At 54.3% G+C, this 20,654-nt stretch carries 20 protein-coding genes; 9 read left to right on the top strand and 11 right to left on the bottom strand.

All coding sequences use genetic code 11. The features are described 5' to 3' along the window. Positions 1-2: 2 nt before the first annotated feature. A complete protein-coding gene (apaG, locus tag P0H77_RS04380) occupies positions 3-380 on the top strand; it encodes a Co2+/Mg2+ efflux protein ApaG (protein WP_176918339.1) in 378 nt (125 codons plus the stop codon). Between the two features lie 4 nt (positions 381-384). Beyond that, positions 385-1,233: a bis(5'-nucleosyl)-tetraphosphatase (symmetrical) ApaH gene (gene apaH / locus P0H77_RS04375; RefSeq protein ID WP_276163733.1), complete on the top strand. Its 849-nt coding sequence runs from the start codon at positions 385-387 to the stop codon at positions 1,231-1,233. A 228-nt stretch (positions 1,234-1,461) separates the two neighbouring features. Here the strand turns inward: apaH and folA are convergent, their stop codons facing one another. The 7 genes from folA to P0H77_RS04340 all read right to left on the bottom strand — a co-directional run bounded on the left by folA (position 1,462) and on the right by P0H77_RS04340 (position 10,319). Next, complete coding sequence (gene folA, locus P0H77_RS04370) at positions 1,462-1,941, bottom strand: type 3 dihydrofolate reductase (RefSeq protein WP_276163732.1); 480 nt, start codon at positions 1,939-1,941, stop codon at positions 1,462-1,464. 199 nt (positions 1,942-2,140) lie between these two features. Further along, a complete protein-coding gene (locus P0H77_RS04365) occupies positions 2,141-2,374 on the bottom strand; it encodes a YgdI/YgdR family lipoprotein (RefSeq protein ID WP_276163731.1) in 234 nt (77 codons plus the stop codon). A 133-nt stretch (positions 2,375-2,507) separates the two neighbouring features. Beyond that, complete coding sequence (locus P0H77_RS04360; RefSeq protein ID WP_276163730.1) at positions 2,508-3,365, bottom strand: hypothetical protein; 858 nt, start codon at positions 3,363-3,365, stop codon at positions 2,508-2,510. Between the two features lie 144 nt (positions 3,366-3,509). Further along, the gene (gene carB / locus P0H77_RS04355) at positions 3,510-6,734 is read right to left on the bottom strand and encodes a carbamoyl-phosphate synthase large subunit (protein ID WP_276163729.1); all 3,225 of its coding nucleotides are present in this window, start codon (positions 6,732-6,734) and stop codon (positions 3,510-3,512) included. An 18-nt stretch (positions 6,735-6,752) separates the two neighbouring features. Continuing rightward, the gene (gene carA, locus P0H77_RS04350; protein WP_276163728.1) at positions 6,753-7,901 is read right to left on the bottom strand and encodes a glutamine-hydrolyzing carbamoyl-phosphate synthase small subunit; all 1,149 of its coding nucleotides are present in this window, start codon (positions 7,899-7,901) and stop codon (positions 6,753-6,755) included. 455 nt (positions 7,902-8,356) lie between these two features. Next, positions 8,357-9,178 (bottom strand): 4-hydroxy-tetrahydrodipicolinate reductase, encoded by an 822-nt coding sequence (gene dapB, locus P0H77_RS04345; RefSeq protein WP_276163727.1) that lies wholly within the window; start codon positions 9,176-9,178, stop codon positions 8,357-8,359. A gap of 133 nt (positions 9,179-9,311) precedes the next feature. Continuing rightward, entirely contained in the window at positions 9,312-10,319 is a 1,008-nt protein-coding gene (locus P0H77_RS04340) for a LacI family DNA-binding transcriptional regulator (RefSeq protein ID WP_276165043.1), read from the bottom strand. A 189-nt stretch (positions 10,320-10,508) separates the two neighbouring features. Here P0H77_RS04340 and P0H77_RS04335 point away from each other — a divergent pair, with 189 nt between their 5' ends. The 7 genes from P0H77_RS04335 to P0H77_RS04305 all read left to right on the top strand — a co-directional run bounded on the left by P0H77_RS04335 (position 10,509) and on the right by P0H77_RS04305 (position 17,679). After that, positions 10,509-12,257, top strand: coding sequence for a class I mannose-6-phosphate isomerase (locus tag P0H77_RS04335; protein ID WP_276163726.1), 1,749 nt, complete (start codon positions 10,509-10,511; stop codon positions 12,255-12,257). Positions 12,258-12,259: 2 nt separating this feature from the next. Further along, complete coding sequence (locus P0H77_RS04330) at positions 12,260-12,688, top strand: PTS fructose transporter subunit IIA (protein ID WP_276163725.1); 429 nt, start codon at positions 12,260-12,262, stop codon at positions 12,686-12,688. 9 nt (positions 12,689-12,697) lie between these two features. Beyond that, the gene (locus P0H77_RS04325) at positions 12,698-13,192 is read left to right on the top strand and encodes a PTS sugar transporter subunit IIB (RefSeq protein WP_276163724.1); all 495 of its coding nucleotides are present in this window, start codon (positions 12,698-12,700) and stop codon (positions 13,190-13,192) included. A gap of 10 nt (positions 13,193-13,202) precedes the next feature. Further along, the gene (locus P0H77_RS04320; protein ID WP_276163723.1) at positions 13,203-14,000 is read left to right on the top strand and encodes a PTS sugar transporter subunit IIC; all 798 of its coding nucleotides are present in this window, start codon (positions 13,203-13,205) and stop codon (positions 13,998-14,000) included. Beyond that, a complete protein-coding gene (locus tag P0H77_RS04315) occupies positions 14,000-14,818 on the top strand; it encodes a PTS system mannose/fructose/sorbose family transporter subunit IID (RefSeq protein ID WP_176918353.1) in 819 nt (272 codons plus the stop codon). The genes P0H77_RS04320 and P0H77_RS04315 overlap by 1 nt, the downstream gene beginning before the upstream one ends. 184 nt (positions 14,819-15,002) lie before the next feature. Next, entirely contained in the window at positions 15,003-16,265 is a 1,263-nt protein-coding gene (locus P0H77_RS04310; RefSeq protein ID WP_276163722.1) for a PTS transporter subunit EIIC, read from the top strand. A 10-nt stretch (positions 16,266-16,275) separates the two neighbouring features. Beyond that, positions 16,276-17,679: a glycoside hydrolase family 1 protein gene (locus tag P0H77_RS04305; RefSeq protein ID WP_276163721.1), complete on the top strand. Its 1,404-nt coding sequence runs from the start codon at positions 16,276-16,278 to the stop codon at positions 17,677-17,679. 48 nt (positions 17,680-17,727) lie between these two features. Here the strand turns inward: P0H77_RS04305 and P0H77_RS04300 are convergent, their stop codons facing one another. The 4 genes from P0H77_RS04300 to fkpB form a co-directional block, all read right to left on the bottom strand. Beyond that, the gene (locus P0H77_RS04300; protein WP_276163720.1) at positions 17,728-18,498 is read right to left on the bottom strand and encodes a glucose-6-phosphate isomerase family protein; all 771 of its coding nucleotides are present in this window, start codon (positions 18,496-18,498) and stop codon (positions 17,728-17,730) included. Continuing rightward, entirely contained in the window at positions 18,491-19,054 is a 564-nt protein-coding gene (locus P0H77_RS04295) for a glucose-6-phosphate isomerase family protein (RefSeq protein ID WP_276163719.1), read from the bottom strand. Before P0H77_RS04295 ends, P0H77_RS04300 begins: the two co-directional genes overlap by 8 nt. Positions 19,055-19,210: 156 nt before the next feature. Continuing rightward, positions 19,211-20,161 carry a 4-hydroxy-3-methylbut-2-enyl diphosphate reductase gene (ispH, locus tag P0H77_RS04290; RefSeq protein WP_276163718.1) on the bottom strand — a complete coding sequence of 317 codons (951 nt, stop codon included), beginning with the start codon at positions 20,159-20,161 and terminating at the stop codon, positions 19,211-19,213. 1 nt (position 20,162) lies between these two features. After that, a complete protein-coding gene (gene fkpB, locus P0H77_RS04285; protein ID WP_276163717.1) occupies positions 20,163-20,612 on the bottom strand; it encodes an FKBP-type peptidyl-prolyl cis-trans isomerase in 450 nt (149 codons plus the stop codon). Positions 20,613-20,654: the final 42 nt, after the last annotated feature.

Raw genomic sequence — 20,654 nt, 5'->3', positions numbered from 1 at the left:
CCATGATCGACTCGCCCCGAATTTGCGTACAGGTCCAGAGCGTCTACATTGAGTCGCAATCCTCCGCGGACGATGAGCGTTACGTTTTTGCCTATACGGTTATTATTCGCAATCTGGGGCGACATCCGGTTCAGCTTTTGGGCCGTTACTGGTTGATTACTAACGCTAATGGCCGCGAAACTGAAGTACAGGGTGAAGGTGTGGTTGGCGTACAGCCCCACATCGCGCCAGGCAGTGAATATCAGTATACCAGCGGGGCCGTGCTTGAAACCCCGCTCGGCACGATGCAGGGCCACTATGACATGATCGATGAAGATGGCAACGCTTTCACCATCGATATACCCGTTTTCCGTCTGGCAGTTCCAACTCTGATCCATTAAAACTATGTCGACATATCTTATTGGCGATGTTCACGGTTGCCACGATGAACTGATCGCACTCTTAAACCAGGTGGAATTCACCCCTGAGCAAGACACCCTGTGGCTTACCGGCGATCTGGTGGCCCGCGGTCCCGGCTCGCTGGAAGTGCTGCGCTACGTCAAGTCGCTTGGCGACAGCGTGCGCATGGTGCTGGGCAATCACGATCTGCATCTTCTGGCAGTGTTTGCCGGTATCAGCCGCAATAAGCCGAAAGATCGTATTACGCCATTGCTGGAAGCGCCGGATGCCGACGAGCTGATTAACTGGCTGCGCCGTCAGCCGCTGCTCCAGGTTGATGAAGAGAAAAAACTGGTGATGGCGCACGCGGGCATCACCCCGCAGTGGGACCTGCCCACCGCTATCGCCTGCGCACGCGATGTTGAAGCGGTGCTTGCCAGCGACTCCTATCCTTTCTTCCTCGACGCTATGTATGGCGACATGCCGAATAACTGGTCGCCTGAGCTGACAGGACTGGCGCGTCTGCGTTTTATTACCAACGCCTTTACCCGGATGCGCTACTGTTTCCCGAACGGCCAGCTGGATATGTACGCGAAAGAAGCCCCGGAAAACGCCCCCGCGCCGCTGAAGCCGTGGTTCGCCATTCCCGGACCGGTATCCGAGGCGTACAGCATTGCCTTTGGTCACTGGGCATCACTGGAAGGCAAAGGCGCGCCGGACGGCATTTACGCGCTGGATACCGGCTGCTGCTGGGGCGGCGATTTAACCTGCCTGCGCTGGGAAGATAAACAGTATTTCATCCAGCCGTCGAACCGACAGATGGATTTAGGCGAAGGCGAAGCGGTAGCGTCGTAAACGTAGAGTAAAAGCCGTAACGAGGTTGCTGATAACTCTGTTTTTCTATGGTATGCGCCGTTTTGCCGGGTGGCGGCTTCGCCTTACCCGGCCTACAAAACCAGAAATATCAACAGGTTATTCGCGATCCGCAGACCTGTGCAAGCGAAGCGCCACCAGGCATAAGCCCACGGTCAGCAGATGCCTGTACCTTCTCCCGGCGACAGGATATCGCCGGGAAGATAACCCTTAACGCCGTTCCAGAATCTCAAAACAATAGCTGTGCGAGTTCTGCGCGTCCGCATCGTGAAATTCGCTGAACACCGATTCCCATTCATCCGGCTCGTAGTCCGGGAAGTGCGTGTCCCCTTCTACCTCAGCATCAATATGCGTCAGGTAGAGCTTGCTGGCTTTGGGCAGGAACTGTTCGTATACGCGCCCGCCGCCAATCACCATAATCTCTTCGGCATCGCCGCAGGCGGCAATCGCTTCATCCACCGACTTCACCCACTGGACGCGATCGTCAGAGCCTGGCTGGCTGCTGATCACGATATTTTTACGCCCCGGCAGCGGACGGCCGATGGATTCCCAGGTCAGGCGACCCATAACAACCGGCTTGTTCAGAGTAGTACGTTTAAACCAGGCGAGATCTGCGGGTAGATCCCAGGGCATGGCGTTTTCCATACCGATGACGCGATCTACCGCTAACGCCGCAATCAGACTGATCATTGAATTTTTCCTGGATACTAAAAATTGCCGCCACTATACGTAAAGCCTAATCTTTCGTCGACTGGCACCAGGGTAAAGAATGAGAAAAATTTCTGTTTTGCGGAACACGTACGCCTCTCTTCAGCGCGGGTCTGGGGAGGCCATAAAGCGAAAAGCCCCGACGCAGTCTTCACCGGTCGGGGCTTTTCGCTTTGATTCATCAGTTATCGAGTTCGTTCATCCTTTTAACCTGATCGCGGTTAATCTGCTCTGTTTTACCGGTTTCGGCATTTTCATAAGAGACCAGGCCGGTATCGCTGTCTACTTCCGGCTTGCCATCGGTCACAATGGTTTTGCCATCGGTAGTTTTGACCGCCTGGTTGGAGGAACAACCGGCGACGGTAAACAGGGCTGCGGCAGCAAAAATCGAAGAGATGAGTAAGTTATTGCGCATGGTGTACTCCCTTGCTTTCAGTTGGATTTGATTACTTACCTGATTATTTTAGGCTAAATTACTGAAAGCGGATGGAAATACAGAAGGTTCTGAAGTCAGGCATCCGGGCTGACGGATGCCTGACTGGCTGGGGCTATTTTTTCAACTCAAGAATAGAGCTCATCATGGTGTGATTTATGTTGCTCATGATCTCATAATACGTCGTTGTCTCTTCGCCGCCCGTTTCAGGATTGCGCCATTTCTCACGATTCTGTTTTTCAAACGCCTTCAGTAAATCTTTTTGATCGCTTGCCGAGTCCGCATGAATAAATGCGGTATAGATTTTCGTGGCGTCGTCCAGATTTTGCTGTAGCTCAGGGGATTTGAAATGCGCGGTTATTTCAGGCTGCTGATAACGCGATTCGGTGATACGCATGTCCTGAGTGTAATCTGTGGCCGGAGAGAATTCGTTGGTGTAGTAATACTTAAAATCCTCGACCCGGAAGATTTTAGTTTTGTAATTGTCTTTGGAAGTAGAAGACATCGACTCAGGGAACGCCTCGGTCGGGTTCAGCTCCCAGCTATGTTCGAAGTTATCAATAAATAGCTCGTTCCCCAGATCGTTGAATGGCCCGGTGACGGTTTGACCATCGATAGTCAGGGTGTGAACATCGCTATTTTCAGTCGTGGGCTGTACACCTTCCGCCAGGTATTTTTGCACCACGTAAACATAACGAGTGCGGGTCGGGTTGATAAGCCCACTAACGCCCGAGCGCGGCCATGCGTCGAAGACGCTGAACTTAACGCTTTCGCCATTTTCCAGTAACAAGGTATGTTGTCCGGCATCCAGTTTAATATTTTGCGTTTCTTTTGCCGGAATAGTTATTTTTTCATTATCGATCGAAATAGCTAACGGTTTCTCGGTGGGATTATCAATGAGGAATTCTTTACTGTCTCCAAAACAGGCGGTCAAGGTAATGCAGGCACCCAGAAGCAATAGTCTTTTTAACACGCGTTTCTCCTTCAACGTAAAATCGGTTCATCAAACAAACGTTTTTAATGGTAAAGGATGCCCCTGCCGTTGTGAAAAACAAATTGGCTATTAAATCCAGGGGGGAAGCAGAGACAAAAAAGCCAGCTTTCGCTGGCTTGATCCTTACTTCTGAATCTGCGCGTGCATTTCCTGTACTGATGTCACCTTCTCGGTGGCATCCGCATTCAGCGCCATCGCGGTAGCAAAACCGCCATTTAGCGTGGTGTCATAATGCACTTTATATTGCAGCGCGCTGCGGCGGATCAGTTTGGAGTCCTCAATCGCCTGACGTCCTGCGGTGGTATTGATGATGTAAGTGTATTCGCCATTCTTGATACGGTCCTGAATGTGCGGACGGCCTTCATGCACCTTGTTGACCAGACGGGGGTTGATCCCGGCTTCGCCCAGTACTACCGCCGTTCCGTGAGTCGCATCCAGCTCAAAGCCCTGCTTGAGCAGCTTCGCGGCCAGATCAACTACCCGCTCTTTATCGCCCTCGCGAACTGAAAGCAGCGCGCGACCTTTTTTCTTCATGGTCGAATTACTGCCCAGCTGCGCCTTGGCGAACGCTTCAGCAAAGGTGCGCCCGACGCCCATCACTTCCCCGGTAGAGCGCATCTCTGGCCCGAGCAGCGGGTCAACGCCAGGGAATTTGTTGAACGGCAGCACCACCTCTTTCACCGAGAAATAGGGCGGGATGATCTCTTTGGTTACGCCCTGTTCGGCCAGCGTTCTGCCCGCCATCACCCGCGCCGCCACCTTCGCCAGCGGTACACCGGTGGCTTTGGAGACGAACGGCACGGTACGCGCTGCACGCGGGTTAACTTCAATCAGGTAGACTTCGTTATCTTTGACGGCAAACTGGACGTTCATCAGACCACGAACCTGCAATTCAAAGGCCAGTTTTTGCACCTGCTGGCGCATCACGTCCTGAATGTCCTGGCTCAGGGTGTAAGCCGGCAGCGAACAGGCTGAGTCGCCGGAGTGGACGCCCGCCTGTTCGATATGCTCCATGATGCCGCCAATCAGCACGATTTCACCGTCGCAGATAGCGTCCACATCCACTTCCACCGCATCATCAAGGAAGCGATCCAGCAGGACCGGCGCATCGTTAGAGACGCTGACGGCGGTCTGGAAGTAGCGACGCAGGTCGATTTCGTCGTAGACGATTTCCATTGCCCGACCGCCGAGTACGTAGGATGGGCGCACCACCAGCGGGTAACCAATCTCTTTGGCTTTTTCGACAGCCATTTCAATCGCGGTGACGGTGGCATTTGCCGGCTGCTTCAGTTTCAGACGGTCCACCGCCTGCTGGAAGCGTTCGCGGTCTTCCGCGCGGTCGATGGCATCCGGGCTGGTACCGATAACCGGTACGCCAGCGGCTTCCAGCGCGCGCGCCAGTTTCAGCGGCGTCTGGCCGCCGTACTGGACGATAACGCCTTTTGGTTTCTCGATGCGCACGATTTCCAGCACGTCTTCCAGGGTGACCGGTTCGAAGTAGAGGCGGTCGGAGGTGTCGTAATCGGTAGAAACCGTTTCCGGGTTACAGTTGACCATGATGGTCTCGTAGCCGTCTTCACGCAGCGCCAGCGAGGCGTGGACGCAGCAATAATCGAATTCGATACCCTGACCGATACGGTTCGGACCGCCGCCGAGCACCATGATTTTATCGCGGTCAACGGACGGGTTGGCTTCACATTCGTCTTCATACGTGGAGTACATATAAGCGGTATCGGTAGCAAACTCCGCCGCGCAGGTATCGACGCGTTTGTAGACCGGATGCAGGTTGTACTGGTCGCGCAGCTTGCGTACTTCCGCTTCGCGCACGCCTGCCAGCTGAGCCAGACGCGCATCGGCAAACCCTTTGCGTTTCAACTGGCGCAGGAAATCGGCGTCGAGGCCGTTAATGCCGACCTCAGCCACTTTCTCTTCGAGACGCACCAGTTCTTCAATCTGTACCAGGAACCAGCGGTCGATATTGGTCAGGTTAAACACGCCATCGACGGACAGGCCCGCGCGGAAGGCATCGGCGATGTACCAGATACGCTCGGCACCGGCATCTTTCAGCTCGCGGCGGATTTTGGTCAGCGCATCGGCGTCGTCAAGATTCACTTTCGGATCAAAGCCGGTCGCGCCCACTTCCAGACCGCGCAGCGCTTTTTGCAGTGATTCCTGCTGGGTGCGGCCAATCGCCATCACTTCGCCGACCGATTTCATTTGAGTGGTCAGGCGGTCATTCGCGCCGACGAATTTTTCAAAGTTAAAGCGGGGAATTTTGGTGACAACATAATCAATGGACGGCTCAAACGAGGCCGGCGTGCGGCCGCCGGTGATGTCATTCATCAGTTCGTCGAGGGTATAACCTACCGCCAGTTTCGCCGCCACTTTGGCAATCGGGAAGCCGGTCGCTTTCGAGGCCAGCGCCGAGGAGCGGGAAACACGCGGGTTCATTTCGATAACGATCAGACGACCATCTTTCGGGTTGACCGAGAACTGGACGTTAGAGCCGCCGGTTTCAACGCCGATTTCACGCAGCACCGCCATCGAGGCGTTACGCATGATTTGATACTCTTTATCGGTCAGCGTTTGTGCCGGGGCAACGGTGATGGAGTCGCCGGTGTGGATGCCCATCGCATCGAAGTTTTCGATGGAGCAGACGATGATGCAGTTGTCGTTCTTATCGCGCACCACTTCCATCTCATACTCTTTCCAGCCAATCAGCGACTCATCAATCAGCAGCTCGTTGGTCGGCGAGAGATCCAGCCCGCGGGCGCAAATCTCTTCAAATTCTTCGCGGTTATAGGCAATACCGCCGCCGGTGCCGCCCATCGTAAAGGAGGGACGGATAATGCACGGGTAACCAACGTCGGCAGCCACCGCCAGCGCTTCTTCCATATTGTGTGCAATGCCGGAACGCGCGGTGTCCAGGCCGATTTTTTTCATCGCCACGTCGAAACGGCGACGGTCTTCAGCTTTATCAATCGCGTCCGCGGTGGCACCAATCATAGTGACGCCGAACTCGTCGAGCACGCCCTGACGCTCCAGCTCCAGCGCGCAGTTCAGCGCCGTCTGGCCGCCCATGGTCGGCAGCACCGCGTCCGGACGTTCTTTTTCGATGATTTTACGCACCACTTCCCAGTGGATCGGCTCGATATACGTGGCATCGGCCATTTCCGGGTCGGTCATAATGGTGGCCGGGTTGGAGTTCACCAGAATGACGCGGTAGCCCTCTTCGCGCAGCGCTTTACACGCCTGCGCGCCGGAGTAGTCGAATTCACACGCCTGGCCGATAACAATCGGGCCAGCGCCCAGAATCAGGATACTTTTTATGTCTGTACGTTTTGGCATGGCTCTCTTAACTCCTGATTATTTCGCGGACTGACGGTAAAGCTCGATTAACGCAATGAAATGGTCGAACAGCGGCGCGGCATCGTGCGGACCGGGGCTGGCTTCCGGGTGCCCCTGGAAACTGAACGCCGGTTTGTCGGTACGGTGAATGCCCTGCAAGGTGCCGTCGAACAGCGATTTATGCGTCACGCGCAACGTGGCGGGCATGGTCGCTTCGTCAACCGCAAAACCGTGGTTCTGCGCGGTGATCATCACGGTATTATTGTCGATATCTTTTACCGGATGGTTGCCGCCGTGGTGGCCGAACTTCATCTTCACGGTTTTCGCGCCGCTGGCCAGCGCCAGCAGCTGATGGCCGAGGCAGATACCGAAGACCGGAATGTCGGTCTCAAGGAATTTCTGGATTGCGGTGATGGCATAGTCGCACGGTGCCGGATCGCCGGGACCGTTGGAGAGGAAAATACCGTCCGGGTTCATCTTCAGCACCTCTTCGGCAGAGGTTTGCGCCGGAACGATGGTCAGGCGGCAGCCGCGATCCACCAGCATACGCAGAATGTTGCGCTTTGCGCCGTAGTCATAGGCAACCACATGAAATGGCAGGTCTTCTTCCGCCTTCGCTTCCGGCAGTTCACCTGCCAGCGTCCAGCTGCCCTGCGTCCAGCTATAGGTTTCCGCCGTGGTCACTTCTTTTGCCAGGTCCATCCCGTTCAGGCCGGGAAAGGCTTTCGCTTTTTCCAGCGCTAACGCCGCATCCGGGTTATCTCCGGCGATGATGCAGCCGTTCTGCGCGCCTTTCTCACGCAGCAAACGCGTAAGCTTACGGGTGTCGATATCGGCGATGGCCACGATGTTATGACGCTTGAGATAAGAAGAGAGGTCTTCGGTGTTGCGGTAGTTACTGGCTATCAGCGGTAAATCGCGAATGATAAGCCCTTGAGCATGAACCTGAGCGGATTCTTCATCGGCTTCATTGGTGCCGACATTACCGATATGGGGATAAGTTAGAGTGACGATTTGGCGGGAGTAGGAAGGATCAGTGAGGATTTCTTGATAACCGGTCATTGAAGTATTGAAAACGACTTCCCCAACCGCCGAACCCGTTGCCCCGATGGCCCGACCGTGAAACTGGGTTCCGTCTTCCAGAACCAATAGCGCTGACTTAATCAAAACACCCTCCAGAGAATATTCACTCACTTTATTTGCATATTAATTCATAAATACGGCCTGAATCAATGCAAATTTCGTTTACCGGTGGATTTCTGGCAAACGGCGGCATTCTGCAGATAAGTCGTCTTAAAGTCAACCTAAAGCGCGATTTATACTGTTATTTTGTGCCCCCTGTGCTGAATACTGGCTTTTGCCGTCAAAAACCAGCGCCAGACCTGTGACGAAAACGCTTGCGCACTCTGTACAATGAGAAAAAAAGTGGAAAAGTATAAAAAGTGAGTTCCCAGGAAGAAAATGAACGGCAGAAATGGCTAAAACAACATTTAAACCTGACATTTACGCTGTCAGCCAATAAAAAATGAAATTATGGGGTAAAATAACAGGGCAATAAAATATTGCCCTTTGTAATCAATAAATTGTGATTACAATAACCACATCACGACGGGTAATAAAAGTTATAAACTGTGTAAATCAAGCACATCTCGCATATCAAAAAGGCCGCTATCCTTATCTTTAAGCCACAAAGCTGATTTAACCGCACCATTGGCGAACGTCATCCGGCTTGACGCCTTGTGGGTAATTTCTACTCGCTCACCGATGTCGGCAAACATCGCCGTATGCTCACCAACGATATCGCCAGCCCGCACGGTGGCAAAACCGATGGTGCCCGGCACGCGCTCACCGGTATGCCCTTCCCGGCTATAGACCGCGCAATCGTTAAGATCCTTGTCCAGCGCCTGAGCAATCGCTTCGCCCATAGCCAGCGCGGTGCCTGACGGTGCATCAACTTTATGCCGATGGTGGGCTTCAATAATTTCAATATCGGTATAGTCGCCCATCACTTTCGCCGCTTTTTCCAGCAGCTTCAGCATAACGTTAACGCCGACGCTAAAGTTGGCGGCAAAAACAATCCCGATATTCTCAGCGGCCTCGCGAATCGCCTGTTTACCGGCTTCATCAAAACCGGTAGTGCCGATGACCATACTTTTACCGTGCTCGCGGCAAAATGCCAGATGCACCAGGGTCCCTTCCGGACGGGTAAAGTCGATAAAAACGTCAAAATCGTCTTTGACGCTGTCGAGGCGGCTTTGCACGGCAACGCCCGCATTTCCCGCGCCAGCCAGTTCGCCCGCGTCGCTGCCAATGAGAGAAGAACCTTCGCGCTCAAGGGCCGCGCCCAGCGCGACACCGTCCATTGCCAGAGCCGCCTGAATCAGCTGGCGTCCCATACGCCCGCCCGCGCCCGCGATAGCGACGCGGATTTGTGAATCATGCATAGTCTTACTCTTATGTTAAAAAATGATTACAAAACGTTCTCAGGTTAACCAGCCTGACGAAAAGCTGCCAGCCGAAAACAGCGATAATAAGAAATTTATGTTAAAACGACGGCGGTATCAGTAAAAGACATAGTTAACGAAAGCCGCACGACTCGCGAACCACTAATGCCGGAGGCAGAATGATGCTTTTAGGCGGTTCGTCATTGCCCTGGATGCGGCTAAACAACAGTTCTCCGGCCTTACGGCCAATCTCTTTCGCAGCGACCGATACGGTGGTTAGCGCCGGCTGAACTAACGCCGCCTCGCTGATATCATCAAATCCCACCAGCGCAAAGTCGCGTCCCGGCTCCCGCCCCAGTTTACGCAGCGCCTGCATAACGCCCAGTGCGACGATATCCTGATAACAGACCGCAGCGGTAATTTGCGGGTACTGGTTAAACAGCGTCTCCGCCACCCGTGAACCGTCGCTTTGGCTGGCCTCTGCGGTCACCAGCCATTCCGCTTTTGGCGCAATACCATTTTCCAGCAGCTTACTGGTAAAGCCGCCGATGCGCTGCGCGCGTGTCCCGGAGCGCTGGCTGCCGCCGATAAAGGCAATATGTCGGTGCCCCAGTTTCAACAGATGTGCCGTCGCCATTTGCGTCCCCAGAAAATTATCCGTACCGACAAAGTCAAAACCCGGATCGTCCGGCGGGCGCACCACCATGATGGCCGGGATATTGCGGCGTTTTAACGCCTCGAAAAAGGCGCGGGGCGTCTCGCGTGCTGCACAGAGCACCATACCGCAGGCGTTATTGCGCATTAATGAGTCAACAAACTTTTGCTGCCGCTCGCAGGACTCTTCACTGTTTGCCAGAAACAGCAACAGCTCATGGCGTTCCATTTCATGACTTAATCCCGCCGTCATTTCGCCATAAAACGGGTTGGTAATATCATGCAGCAGCAATCCGACCTGGTTACTGCTGCGGTTACGTAAGTTAGCGGCGGTCTGGTTATAGACGTATCCGGACTCATCCAGCGCTTTCAGCACCCGTTCACGCGTCGCCTGCGAAATGCGCCCCCGGTTACGTAACACCATGGATACCGTCGCCGTTGAGACCCCGGCGCGCTTTGCAACCTCCGCCAGCGTAATTGCGGTCATCATCTCCTCCCTCTTTTTATAATAGATTAATCGAATAACCTTCTTAATGCCTGATTCTTTGTGACTCGATTCACATATCCCACCGCAGATCGCCCTGGCCTGCCATAAATGACGGGTTAATCGCGTTAACCACTCTTTTTATATTAGGTTAATCGATTAATCTTAGCGGAGGGATTATGGAGAGATAACATGAACAAAACCCGGTATGACAGATTCCCGGAGGTGGCCGTTACGGGATATCACAATCAGGCCTGGCGCGGCTGGGAATCGATTATGGCGGTGCTGAAGGCGCGGCTTTCCGGCGCGGCCCGCACGGTGTTAGTCATCGATTGTTATCCCGGCGTACGGCTTAACGAGCTGCAATCACAGCTGTTGGCGGATCTCAACGCTGCGCTGACGATCAATAGTGAAACGGCACGGAAAAATACGCAGGCGCTGCATCATCTTCTGGCCCGTAATCTGACGGATGACCGGGTCTTTGGCGTTCTCTCCTGCCATCAGCTACACGAATTTTTTGATGAAGCGCAGCTAGATGCCTTACGTTTACAGGTTGAAAATATCCAGAACGGACTGGTAATTATCTACGGGCCTGGTGCATCGCTGGTCCATCCCGGAGATGTGCTGATCTACGCCGATATGCCGCGCTGGGAAATCCAGCAGCGCATGCGCGGCGGCGAACTGGGTAACTGGGGCGCGGAAAATAGCGATGAAGAGATACTCAGGCGTTACAAACGCGCCTTCTTCGTCGAATGGCGCGTTTTTGATCGGCATAAAACGCCGCTGCTCAAACGCATGGATTATCTGCTGGATACGACCATCGCCAATGCCCCCGCTATGGTTAGCGGCGAGGCGCTGCGCGCGGGGCTGGAACAAACGACCCGGCGGCCCTTCCGCGTTATGCCGTTCTTCGATCCCGGCGTGTGGGGCGGCCAGTGGATGAAAGAAAGATTCGATCTCGATCCCTCAGCGCCGAACTACGCATGGTGTTTTGATTGCGTGCCCGAGGAAAACAGCCTGCTGCTACGTTTTGGCAATGTGCGGATCGAGATCCCCTCTCAGGATCTGGTACTCCTCTACCCCCGCCCGCTGCTGGGGGAAAAAGTCCATGCTCGTTTCGGCGCGGAGTTTCCGATCCGCTTTGATTTTCTTGACACCATCGGTGGACAAAACCTGAGTTTCCAGGTGCATCCCCTGACGGAGTACATTCAGCAGCAATTCGGCATGCACTATACCCAGGATGAGAGCTACTACATTCTGGATGCGGAACCCGGCGCGAGCGTGTATCTGGGTATCAAAACCGGAACGCAGCCGCAGGCGATGCTGGCGGATCTGCATGCGGCGCAACGCGGCGAAAAATCCTTTGATGATGACCGTTTTGTTAACGCGATCCCGGCCCGCAAGCACGATCACTTTCTGATCCCGGCAGGCACGGTGCACTGCTCCGGCGCAGGAACGATGGTGCTGGAGATTAGCGCTACGCCGTATATTTTTACCTTCAAGCTATGGGACTGGGGCCGCCTGGGAATGGACGGCCTGCCCCGTCCGGTGCATCTGAACCACGGCGAGCAGGTGATTGACTGGCAGCGCGATACCGACTGGGTGATGCAAAACCTGGTCAACCGTATCGAACCACTGGCGGAAGGCGACGGCTGGCGTGAAGAGCGTACCGGCCTGCATGAGCGTGAATTTATCGAAACCCGCCGTCACTGGTTTACCTCCCCCGTCCTGCACCATACCCACGGTGGGGTGAACGTGCTGAATCTGGTGGAGGGTGAGGAAGCGCGGGTGGAAAGCCCCTCCGGCGCTTTTGAACCCTTTATTGTGCGCTACGCCGAAACGTTCATCATCCCGGCGAGCGTGGGCGAGTACCGCATTTCGCCGTGGGGGAAAGGTCAGAGTCAGCAACTGGCGACGATCAAAGCCTGGGTAAGGGGGTAATCATGATCCATTTTATTGTCGCCACGCATGGGCCGCTGGCGTTGGCACTGCTGGAGAGCAGCCGGATGGTGTATGGCGAGCTGCCCAACGTGCAGGCGGTGACGCTGACGGAAGAGGCGGGTATTGAAGGTTTTCAACAGGCGTTTTCCCGCGTGCTGGCCAATGCCAGCGAAGGCGCGGATGGCGTACTGGTACTGTGCGACATGCAAAGCGGCACGCCGTGGAATGTCGCCTGCCAGTTTGCATTTTCGCCTCAGACGACGCCGCCCGTGGCGGTCGTGGCGGGTGTCAACTTCCCGATGCTGCTGCAAACCGACGACGTGAGCCATTTTTGCGACGTGCAGGCCGCCGCCCGGCAACTTATCGCGCTGACTCACCCTACGCTGATCCAGGCGGAGCTGACGGTATCAGCCCAGCCGGATGATTTTTAAGGAGTTGCTATGAGTATTTCATTTGTTCGCATCGACGACCGGGTTATTCACGGACAGCTGGTGACGCGCTGGGCGAAAGAATTGCCCTGCGACGGCATCGTCGCGATTGATGACGCTGTCGCCGCCGATCCCCTCCTCTCCTCGGTGATGAAGGGTGCCGTGCCGGATACCAAAGTCTGGCTCTTTAACACCGTCACGGCGATCGAAAAATTGCCGAAGGTGATCGCCAGTGAAAAAAATTACTTCGTGATCGGCAAATCGCCGGTCACGCTACAGCGCCTTGAGCAGGCCGGGATCAGCCTGAAAAACGCCAACGGCAAAATTAACGTCGGCCCGATGAGCGCGCGTGCCAATACCACCACCATTGGTCCAAACCAGTCGGTCAATGGCGACGAGATTGCCGCGTTTAACTGGCTGACGGAGCACGGGCACATTGTTGAATTCCGCCTGGTGCCCGATGCCAGCGCTTATCAGTGGCAGGACGCCCGGCAAAAACTGAAATAAGGAGGCGACGATGTTTATTGAAGCTACATTGATCGGCATTCTCTGCTATCTCGGCGCGCTTAGCTGCCCCTGGCTACTGGGGCTGACCGGCGGCTGGTATCTGATCACCCGTCCGCTGGTTTCGGGTTTACTGGTCGGCCTGATCCTTGGCGATGTGAAAACCGGCATTATGATTGGCGTGGCGGTGCAGGCGGTCTATATCGCGATGGTGACGCCGGGCGGCTCAATGCCCGCCGATCTGAACTTCGTCGCTTACCCGGCGATTGCGCTGGGCGTGCTCTCAGGCCAGGGGCCGGAGGTGGCGGTCGCGCTGGCGGCGACGATTGGCATTGCTGGCACCATTCTGTTTAACGCCATGATGGTGCTGAACTCCTTCTGGAACCATCGTGCGGACACAGCGATAGAACAGGACAACGCGCGCGGTATTTACCTTAACAGCGTTATTTTTCCGCAGGCCACCAACTTCGTGCTGCGCTTTGTGCCTACGTTTATTGCCGTCTATTTCGGCGCGCAATATATCAGCGGCTTTATGGAGAGTCTGCCGAAAATCGTGCTTTCCACCATGAACGTGCTGGGTGGCATCCTGCCTGCCGTCGGGATCGCCATCTTGCTTAAGCAGATCATCAAGAGCTACTCCCTGCTGATCTACTTCCTTGTGGGCTTCGTCTGCATTGTTTTTCTCAAGCTGAATATGGTGGCGCTGGTGATTGTCGGCGCGCTGCTGGCGCTGATCCACTACAACTACAAACCGGAACCGCCGCAGAGCGTTAATGCCCCGCGCGCGGTCGATGATGAGGATGAATTCTGATGGAAGAGCGCAAACTTAACCGTCGCGATCTGCGCCGCTGCTGGCGGGCGTGGATGATGCACAACCTGTCGTCAATGAGCTTTGAACGTCTGCAATCGCTCGGTTTTTGTCTCAGCCTGCTGCCAGTCGCCCGCAAGCTCTATCCGGATGCAGCGCAGCGCACGGAGATGCTGCGGCGTCACGCCTCATTTTATAATACCGAACCCCAGCTCGGGGCCATCGTTAACGGCATGGTCCTGGGGCTGGAGGAGAAACGCGCTAACGGTGAACCTATCGACGGCGAAACCATTAATACGTTGAAAGTCGGGCTGATGGGGCCGGTGGCAGGCATCGGCGACTCAATGATCCCCGGTATGCTGATCCCCATTTTGTTGAGCATCGGGATGGCGCTGGCGGCGGGCGGCAGCATTCTCGGCCCCCTGTTTTATACTATCGCCTGGCTGGCGATCATTATCCCCGGATCGTGGCTGCTGTTTCTGAAAGGCTACAAAATGGGTTCTGGCTCGGTTGAGATGCTGGTAAGCAGCAAATCCACGCGCCTGCGGGAGGCGCTTTCACTGCTCGGCGTTTTTGTGATGGGCGGCGTGGCGGCCAGCTACGTTAAGCTTGGCACCGGCCTGGAGTTTATTACCAAAGAGGGGGTGAACATCCACGTTCAGCAAATGCTGGATGGCATTTTCCCCCAGTTGCTCCCGCTTATCGTTGTGCTGGGAACCTGGTATCTGATGGCAAAACGGGGCGTATCGCCGGTAAAAGCGATGTTGCTCCTGCTGGTGCTGGCCGCCATCGGCGTGCTGACCGGCCTGTTCAGCGGATAATTCACAGGCATTTTCAGCCTTTCTGGTTAATGAAAAGAAAGGCTGAAATACATTAATAAGATCAATAGCACGCTAATAACGCTTTTTTATAATCTGGCATTTTTACTCAAATAAAAACCACAGCGGGAATTGCTGTTATCACTTTGTGCAGCCAATTTTTTATTCTGAACATCAGGAGATAATCATGAATAAGATAGAGGGATTTCTGGAAAAATGGCTTATCCCGACAGGAAACTGGGTGTCGCGCAACAAAACACTAACTATATTAAAAAACGCAATGGTCTCTTTAATTCCGATTACCATCGGCGGATCGTTTGCACTGATTATTATGTATTTCCCTTTTATTGAATCTGTAGTAAACGCAGATACGCTTTTATTAGTGAGACAAATACTTTCTCCTATCGTGGATATCACATTAGGATTAATTTCGCTTTATCTTATCTTCTGTATCGCCTGGTTTTATGCCAAAGAATACGAAATTTCGGTACTGTTTACCCTGTTTGTCGTCTTAGGCTCGTTTCTGATTTTAATCCCTTTTACGGTGGTATCGGAAAACGGCACTACCAGCGTAAGCATCCCTACTCAATACCTGGGTTCTGCCGGCATGTTCGTCGGTATTTTCTCCGCTTTTTTTTCCTGTACGCTCTATCGCTGGCTAACGTCAAAAAACCTGGCGATTAAACTGCCTGATATGGTGCCTCCGAATGTCGCAAACTCATTTTTGTTTCTGCTGCCGTTGATTATCACCTTCCTGGTGATGGCACTTATTCGCTTTGGCTTCTCGCTCACGCCCTATGGCAGTATGAATAAATTCATTTATGAAGTGCTGCAATCGCCAATGGTCAACATCGGTACCGGCCTCATTCCCACCGTGATCGCCGCCCTTTTCGTCCAGTTGTTTTGGTTTATGGGATTGCACGGGCAAAGTCTGGTCGGGGCGATTATGTCGCCGCTCTGGCAGGTGGCCTCCACCGCCAACGCCTCGGCGTTTGCAGCCGGAGAGCCGCTACCGTACATCGTCACCCAGCAGTTTATGGAAGTGTTTATCTGGCCGCAATTTTTCTCGCTGGTTATCGCGCTGGTGTTATTTGCGAAGAAAGCCACTGCGGGGGCCGAGATCGGTAAAATTTCCGTGCCCGCCGGTATATTTAACATATCAGAACCGGTGGCGTTCGGGCTGCCAGTGGTATTGAACGTTTTTATTCTTATTCCCTGGGTGCTGGTTATGGTGGTTTTTGTTATCAGCACTTATTGTTTTATGCGTTTTGGTATTGTTCCCCGGCCTACAGGCGTCCAAATCCCCTGGACCACTCCGCCATTAATTTCAGGCTTCCTCGCCACCAACTCGATTATGGGGGCGGTATTACAGGCTTTTAATTTATTTATTGGGGTACTCATATGGCTGCCATTTATCAGAATCATTAATAAACAGAATACGGTTAAATAAGAAGGAGCGAATGATGTTTTACCCATTCCCGAAACATTTTTCCTGGGGCAGCGCGATTTGGGCGCAGGGAACCGAAGGTGCCTGGGATCAGGACGGCAGGGCCGCAACGGTATATGAAAAATATCACCAACTACAGCCAGAATGCTTTTATCAGCAACAAGGCCCTGATGAGACATTAGACTGGTATCACCGTTATCCGCTGTATCACGATTATCTCGCACAATTAAACCACCAGAGCTTTCGCACGTCGATCCTGTGGGCAAGATTGATGCCTGACGGCAAGAATGTCGATCCGCAGGCGAGAGACTACTACCAGACCATCTTCCGTGACTTGAAACAGCGCGGTATGGAAGTTTATGTCGTACTGTACTGGTTTGATATGCCGGTACTGTTTGAAGATCGCGGCGGTTTTGGCAATCGTGAGGTGATTGATGATTTCGTGGCGTATTGCCATACGTGCTTTGCGCTATTCGACGATCTGGTGGATATCTGGCATATCTATAACGAGCCGCGGGTGGATGCCGACCTTAAGTATTTAGATAATCGCTGCTATCCGAATATTGTCGATTTTCGCTACCACAGCCAGGTGATTTTCAATATGGTGCTGGCGCACGCTCGCGTCGTAGCGTGTTATAAACAGCATCATTTTAAGAAAAAAATCGGTTCGGTTATCGACATTAACCACGTCTATCCCCGAAGCCAGAGCGCGGAAGATGTCAAGGCTGCGGAGATCTTTGCCCTGTTAAATTATCGCAGTTTTCTCGATCCGCTGATCCACGGGCGCTTTGCGGAAAGCTATTTTACCACGCTTGCAGAGATCGACGCCGCGCCGCAGTTTACGCCTGACGATTTGCAGATCATCGCCAACAATACGATTGATGTCCTCGGCATAAACTACTATTTCCCCGCCAGGGTAAAAGCGAAAGAACGCACGCCTGAAGCGGACGAAAAAAAGGATCGCAACGCTTTTTATGATTTCTATGATATGCCGGGCCGGGTAATGAACACGTCCCGCGGCTGGGAGATTTATCCGCAGGCGCTATACGATACGCTGATGATGATTAAGCAGGACTACCGCAACGTCGAATGCTACATCAGTGAAAACGGCATGGGCGTGGAAAAGGAGTGGAACTTCCGGGGGGCAAACGGCGAGATTCAGGACGACTACCGGATCGAATTTTTGCAGCAGCATTTGCGCTGCGTACATCAGGCGGTGACAGAAGGCGTTAACCTGCGCGGTTATCACCTGTGGTCGTTTATCGATTTATGGTCACCGAGCAATCAGTTTAAGAATATGTATGGTCTGGTTGAGTTTAATCCGCAAACAAAAGAGACGCGGCTGAAAAAGAGCGCGCGCTGGTATCGCCAGCTGATTGCCGATAACGGGTTTACGTTGCCGGATACTGAGGAGTAGTCATTTTCAGGTTGCAGGGTACGCTCTGCAACCTGATATCTTCATCAATCAGGGATGAAAATGGTGCCACAAGGGTGCCGCTTTCTCCGGCTTAGAAATAAACTGAAAGCGCGCCGGGTCGGTAATAAATTGTTGATAGACAGGCTCGTCCGTAATGCCAAACTCGGTGTATTTGCGCGGCGTGATCACCTGTAGCCGGCCGGGTACATAGTGGGCGTTATGCTGCCAGATAATATTGTTATCCTGCACCAGCGGATACCATGCCAGCCCTTTATGCGCCCTTACCGCCTCATACTCAAATCCATATTCGCGATCGCACCATGCGCCGAAGGTCAGCGCCTCGTCCGGGCTGGCCGAAATCGTGGCGTGTCCCCAGCCTGGCGGTACCAGTACTTTCTCCCTCGGCCCGGCAAGGACGGCAAAGCAGCGCCCCGGATCGTCTTCAACATACTCCTGCATATAGATGATGGCCTTACCCTGCCAGATTTCATACAGCTCCGGCGGCGACCAGCCGCTGTGCTGGCTGATACGGTGAATGTGGCCCTGGCTGCGAATCGGCTCATCGCCGAGTTGACCTGCCGCATAGGTGACCACGCCAAACAGCAGCATCCGTTTTTCCAGCTCCTGGCGATCCTGTAGTCGGGCCACGTCCATCGCGATGGCATAAACCTGATCCGGCCCGTCACAGTCGGGATCGCGCAGCGAGGCGCGGATCTGATCGAGGGTGCGGATCTCCGGCATTGGCCCGGTAACGTCATTACCGTAACTGAATCCCAGCGGCTGAGCGTGGATCGACATATCCAGACCATAATCAGTCATGGTTTATCTCCTTAACCTGAGCCTCTCCGCCTTCCTCCACTACACGCACCGAGAATCCCTGCGCCAGCGCGGCGTAATCGTGCCCTGCCGCACTCGGCCAGACGGCCAGCGCGGAGAGAATATCGCTACCGGTGTTAATCAGACGATGGGCGGTAAAGCCGGGGATGATATGCACCGATCCGGGAAAGACATGCTCAAGGCGCGCCGCGCCCTGCTCATCCTGCAACAGCAATAACCCGGCTCCTCGCAGGCCGCAATACACTTCGCCCTGCTCGCGCCGTGCATGGAAGTGCCCGCGCGTCATAAAGTATTCATCGCCGACTTTTCCGGGGTTCAGATGAGTCACGCCGGTATATAGCGCGCCTTCTGTAGAAGCGGTATCCAGCATCTCCACCTCATAAACAACTTCATGAGGCGGGTACGCCTGCCACGCGTGTTCATCGGCAAAGACGTTTGCCAGGCTGCCAATACAGGTCGATTTGCGGATGAGTGGCCCGCCAGAGAACAGGCCGCTGGCCCACGCCACCTGCGGCGGCTGGGTGATTGAAATGTTCATATTTTTCTCCGGCCCAAGGAGAACAGCGGGGAAAGGATAACAGATTAATCGATTAACCTTGACGGGCGTCGTCCGGTTTTGCTGAAGCGATCACATTTACGGGGGAAAGTGCCGGACGGCGCTAAAACGGCGGCGTCCGGCTGAGTTACGGCAGGCTTACTCTACTTCCCGCACATCCACGCGCAGTTCTTTCGGGACTTCAAAGACGATATTCTCTTCGCGGCCTTCCAGCGGGATGGCTTCGCCGCCGCCGAGTTCCTGCAAGCGGGCAATCACGTTCTGCACCAGAATGTCCGGGGCGGATGCGCCTGCGGTGACGCCGACGCAGGCGGCGTCTTTTACCCACTCTTCCTGGATATCGGTAGCATCGTCAATCAGATAGGCGGCTTTGCCCATCCGCTGCGCCAGCTCTGCCAGACGGTTGGAGTTAGAGGAGTTTTTCGAGCCAACCACCAGCACGACATCCGCCTGTTCCGCCAGCGAGCGCACCGCTTCCTGACGGTTGGTGGTGGCGTAGCAGATATCATCTTTACGCGGGCCGACGATTTTCGGGAAGCGTTCGCGCAGTGCGTCGATGACGTCGGAGGTATCATCCACCGAGAGCGTGGTTTGGGTCATAAACGACAGTTTGCCATCGTTTTTGACATTCAGCGTGGCAACGTCCTCTGGCGACTCAACCAGATACATGCCCCCTGCCGGGTTGCTGTACTGGCCCATCGTGCCTTCCACTTCCGGGTGCCCGGCGTGGCCGATAAGAATAGATTCTTCACCGCGACGGCTGGCGCGTGCGACTTCCATATGCACTTTGGTGACCAGCGGGCAGGTCGCGTCGAAGACCGTGAGATCGCGGCTTTTGGCTTCGTTACGTACCGCCTGCGAGACGCCGTGGGCGGAGAAAATCAAAATAGCGCCGTCAGGCACTTCGCTGATTTGCTCGATAAAGATCGCGCCGCGCTCGCGCAGGCTGTCGACCACGTAGCGGTTATGCACGACTTCATGACGCACATAAATCGGCGCGCCGTAAATCACCAGCGCGTTCTCAACAATGCTGATAGCGCGGTCTACTCCGGCGCAGAAGCCACGCGGGTTGGCCAACAGGATCTGCATCTTATGCCTCCAGTACCGGATCGATTTCCAGTACTTCAATATCAAAATGGACGGTTTGCCCGGCCAGCGGATGATTAAAATCGACGGTGATGGAATCGCCGTTAATTTCACGGATCACGCCCGGCATTTCACTGCCATCCATAGCGGTAAAGAGCATAATCGCCCCGATCTCCGGTTCCCCCGCGTCCATAAACTCACGGCGCGAGAAGTACTGAATGAGATCCGGGCTGGAAATACCAAACGCCGCATCCGGCTCCAGGGAAAAAGCAGTTTTCTCCCCGGCCTTCAGGCCCAGCAAATGCTGCTCCAGCCCTTCGGAAAGCGAGGCATCACCAAGGCGAAACAACGCTGGCTTACCGTTGTTACGGGTTGACTCCGCGGTAGAGCCATCTTCCAGCTTCAGCGTGAAATGCACCAGCACCGCGCTGTTGCTCTGTACAGATTTAGACATGCAGATTGCTCACTTGTTTTAGCCGGTGACGCAGGGCGATCC

The organism is Superficieibacter sp. HKU1 (genome assembly GCF_029319185.1).
Classification (GTDB): domain Bacteria; phylum Pseudomonadota; class Gammaproteobacteria; order Enterobacterales; family Enterobacteriaceae; genus Superficieibacter.
This window is presented reverse-complemented; position numbering and strand designations above follow the sequence as displayed.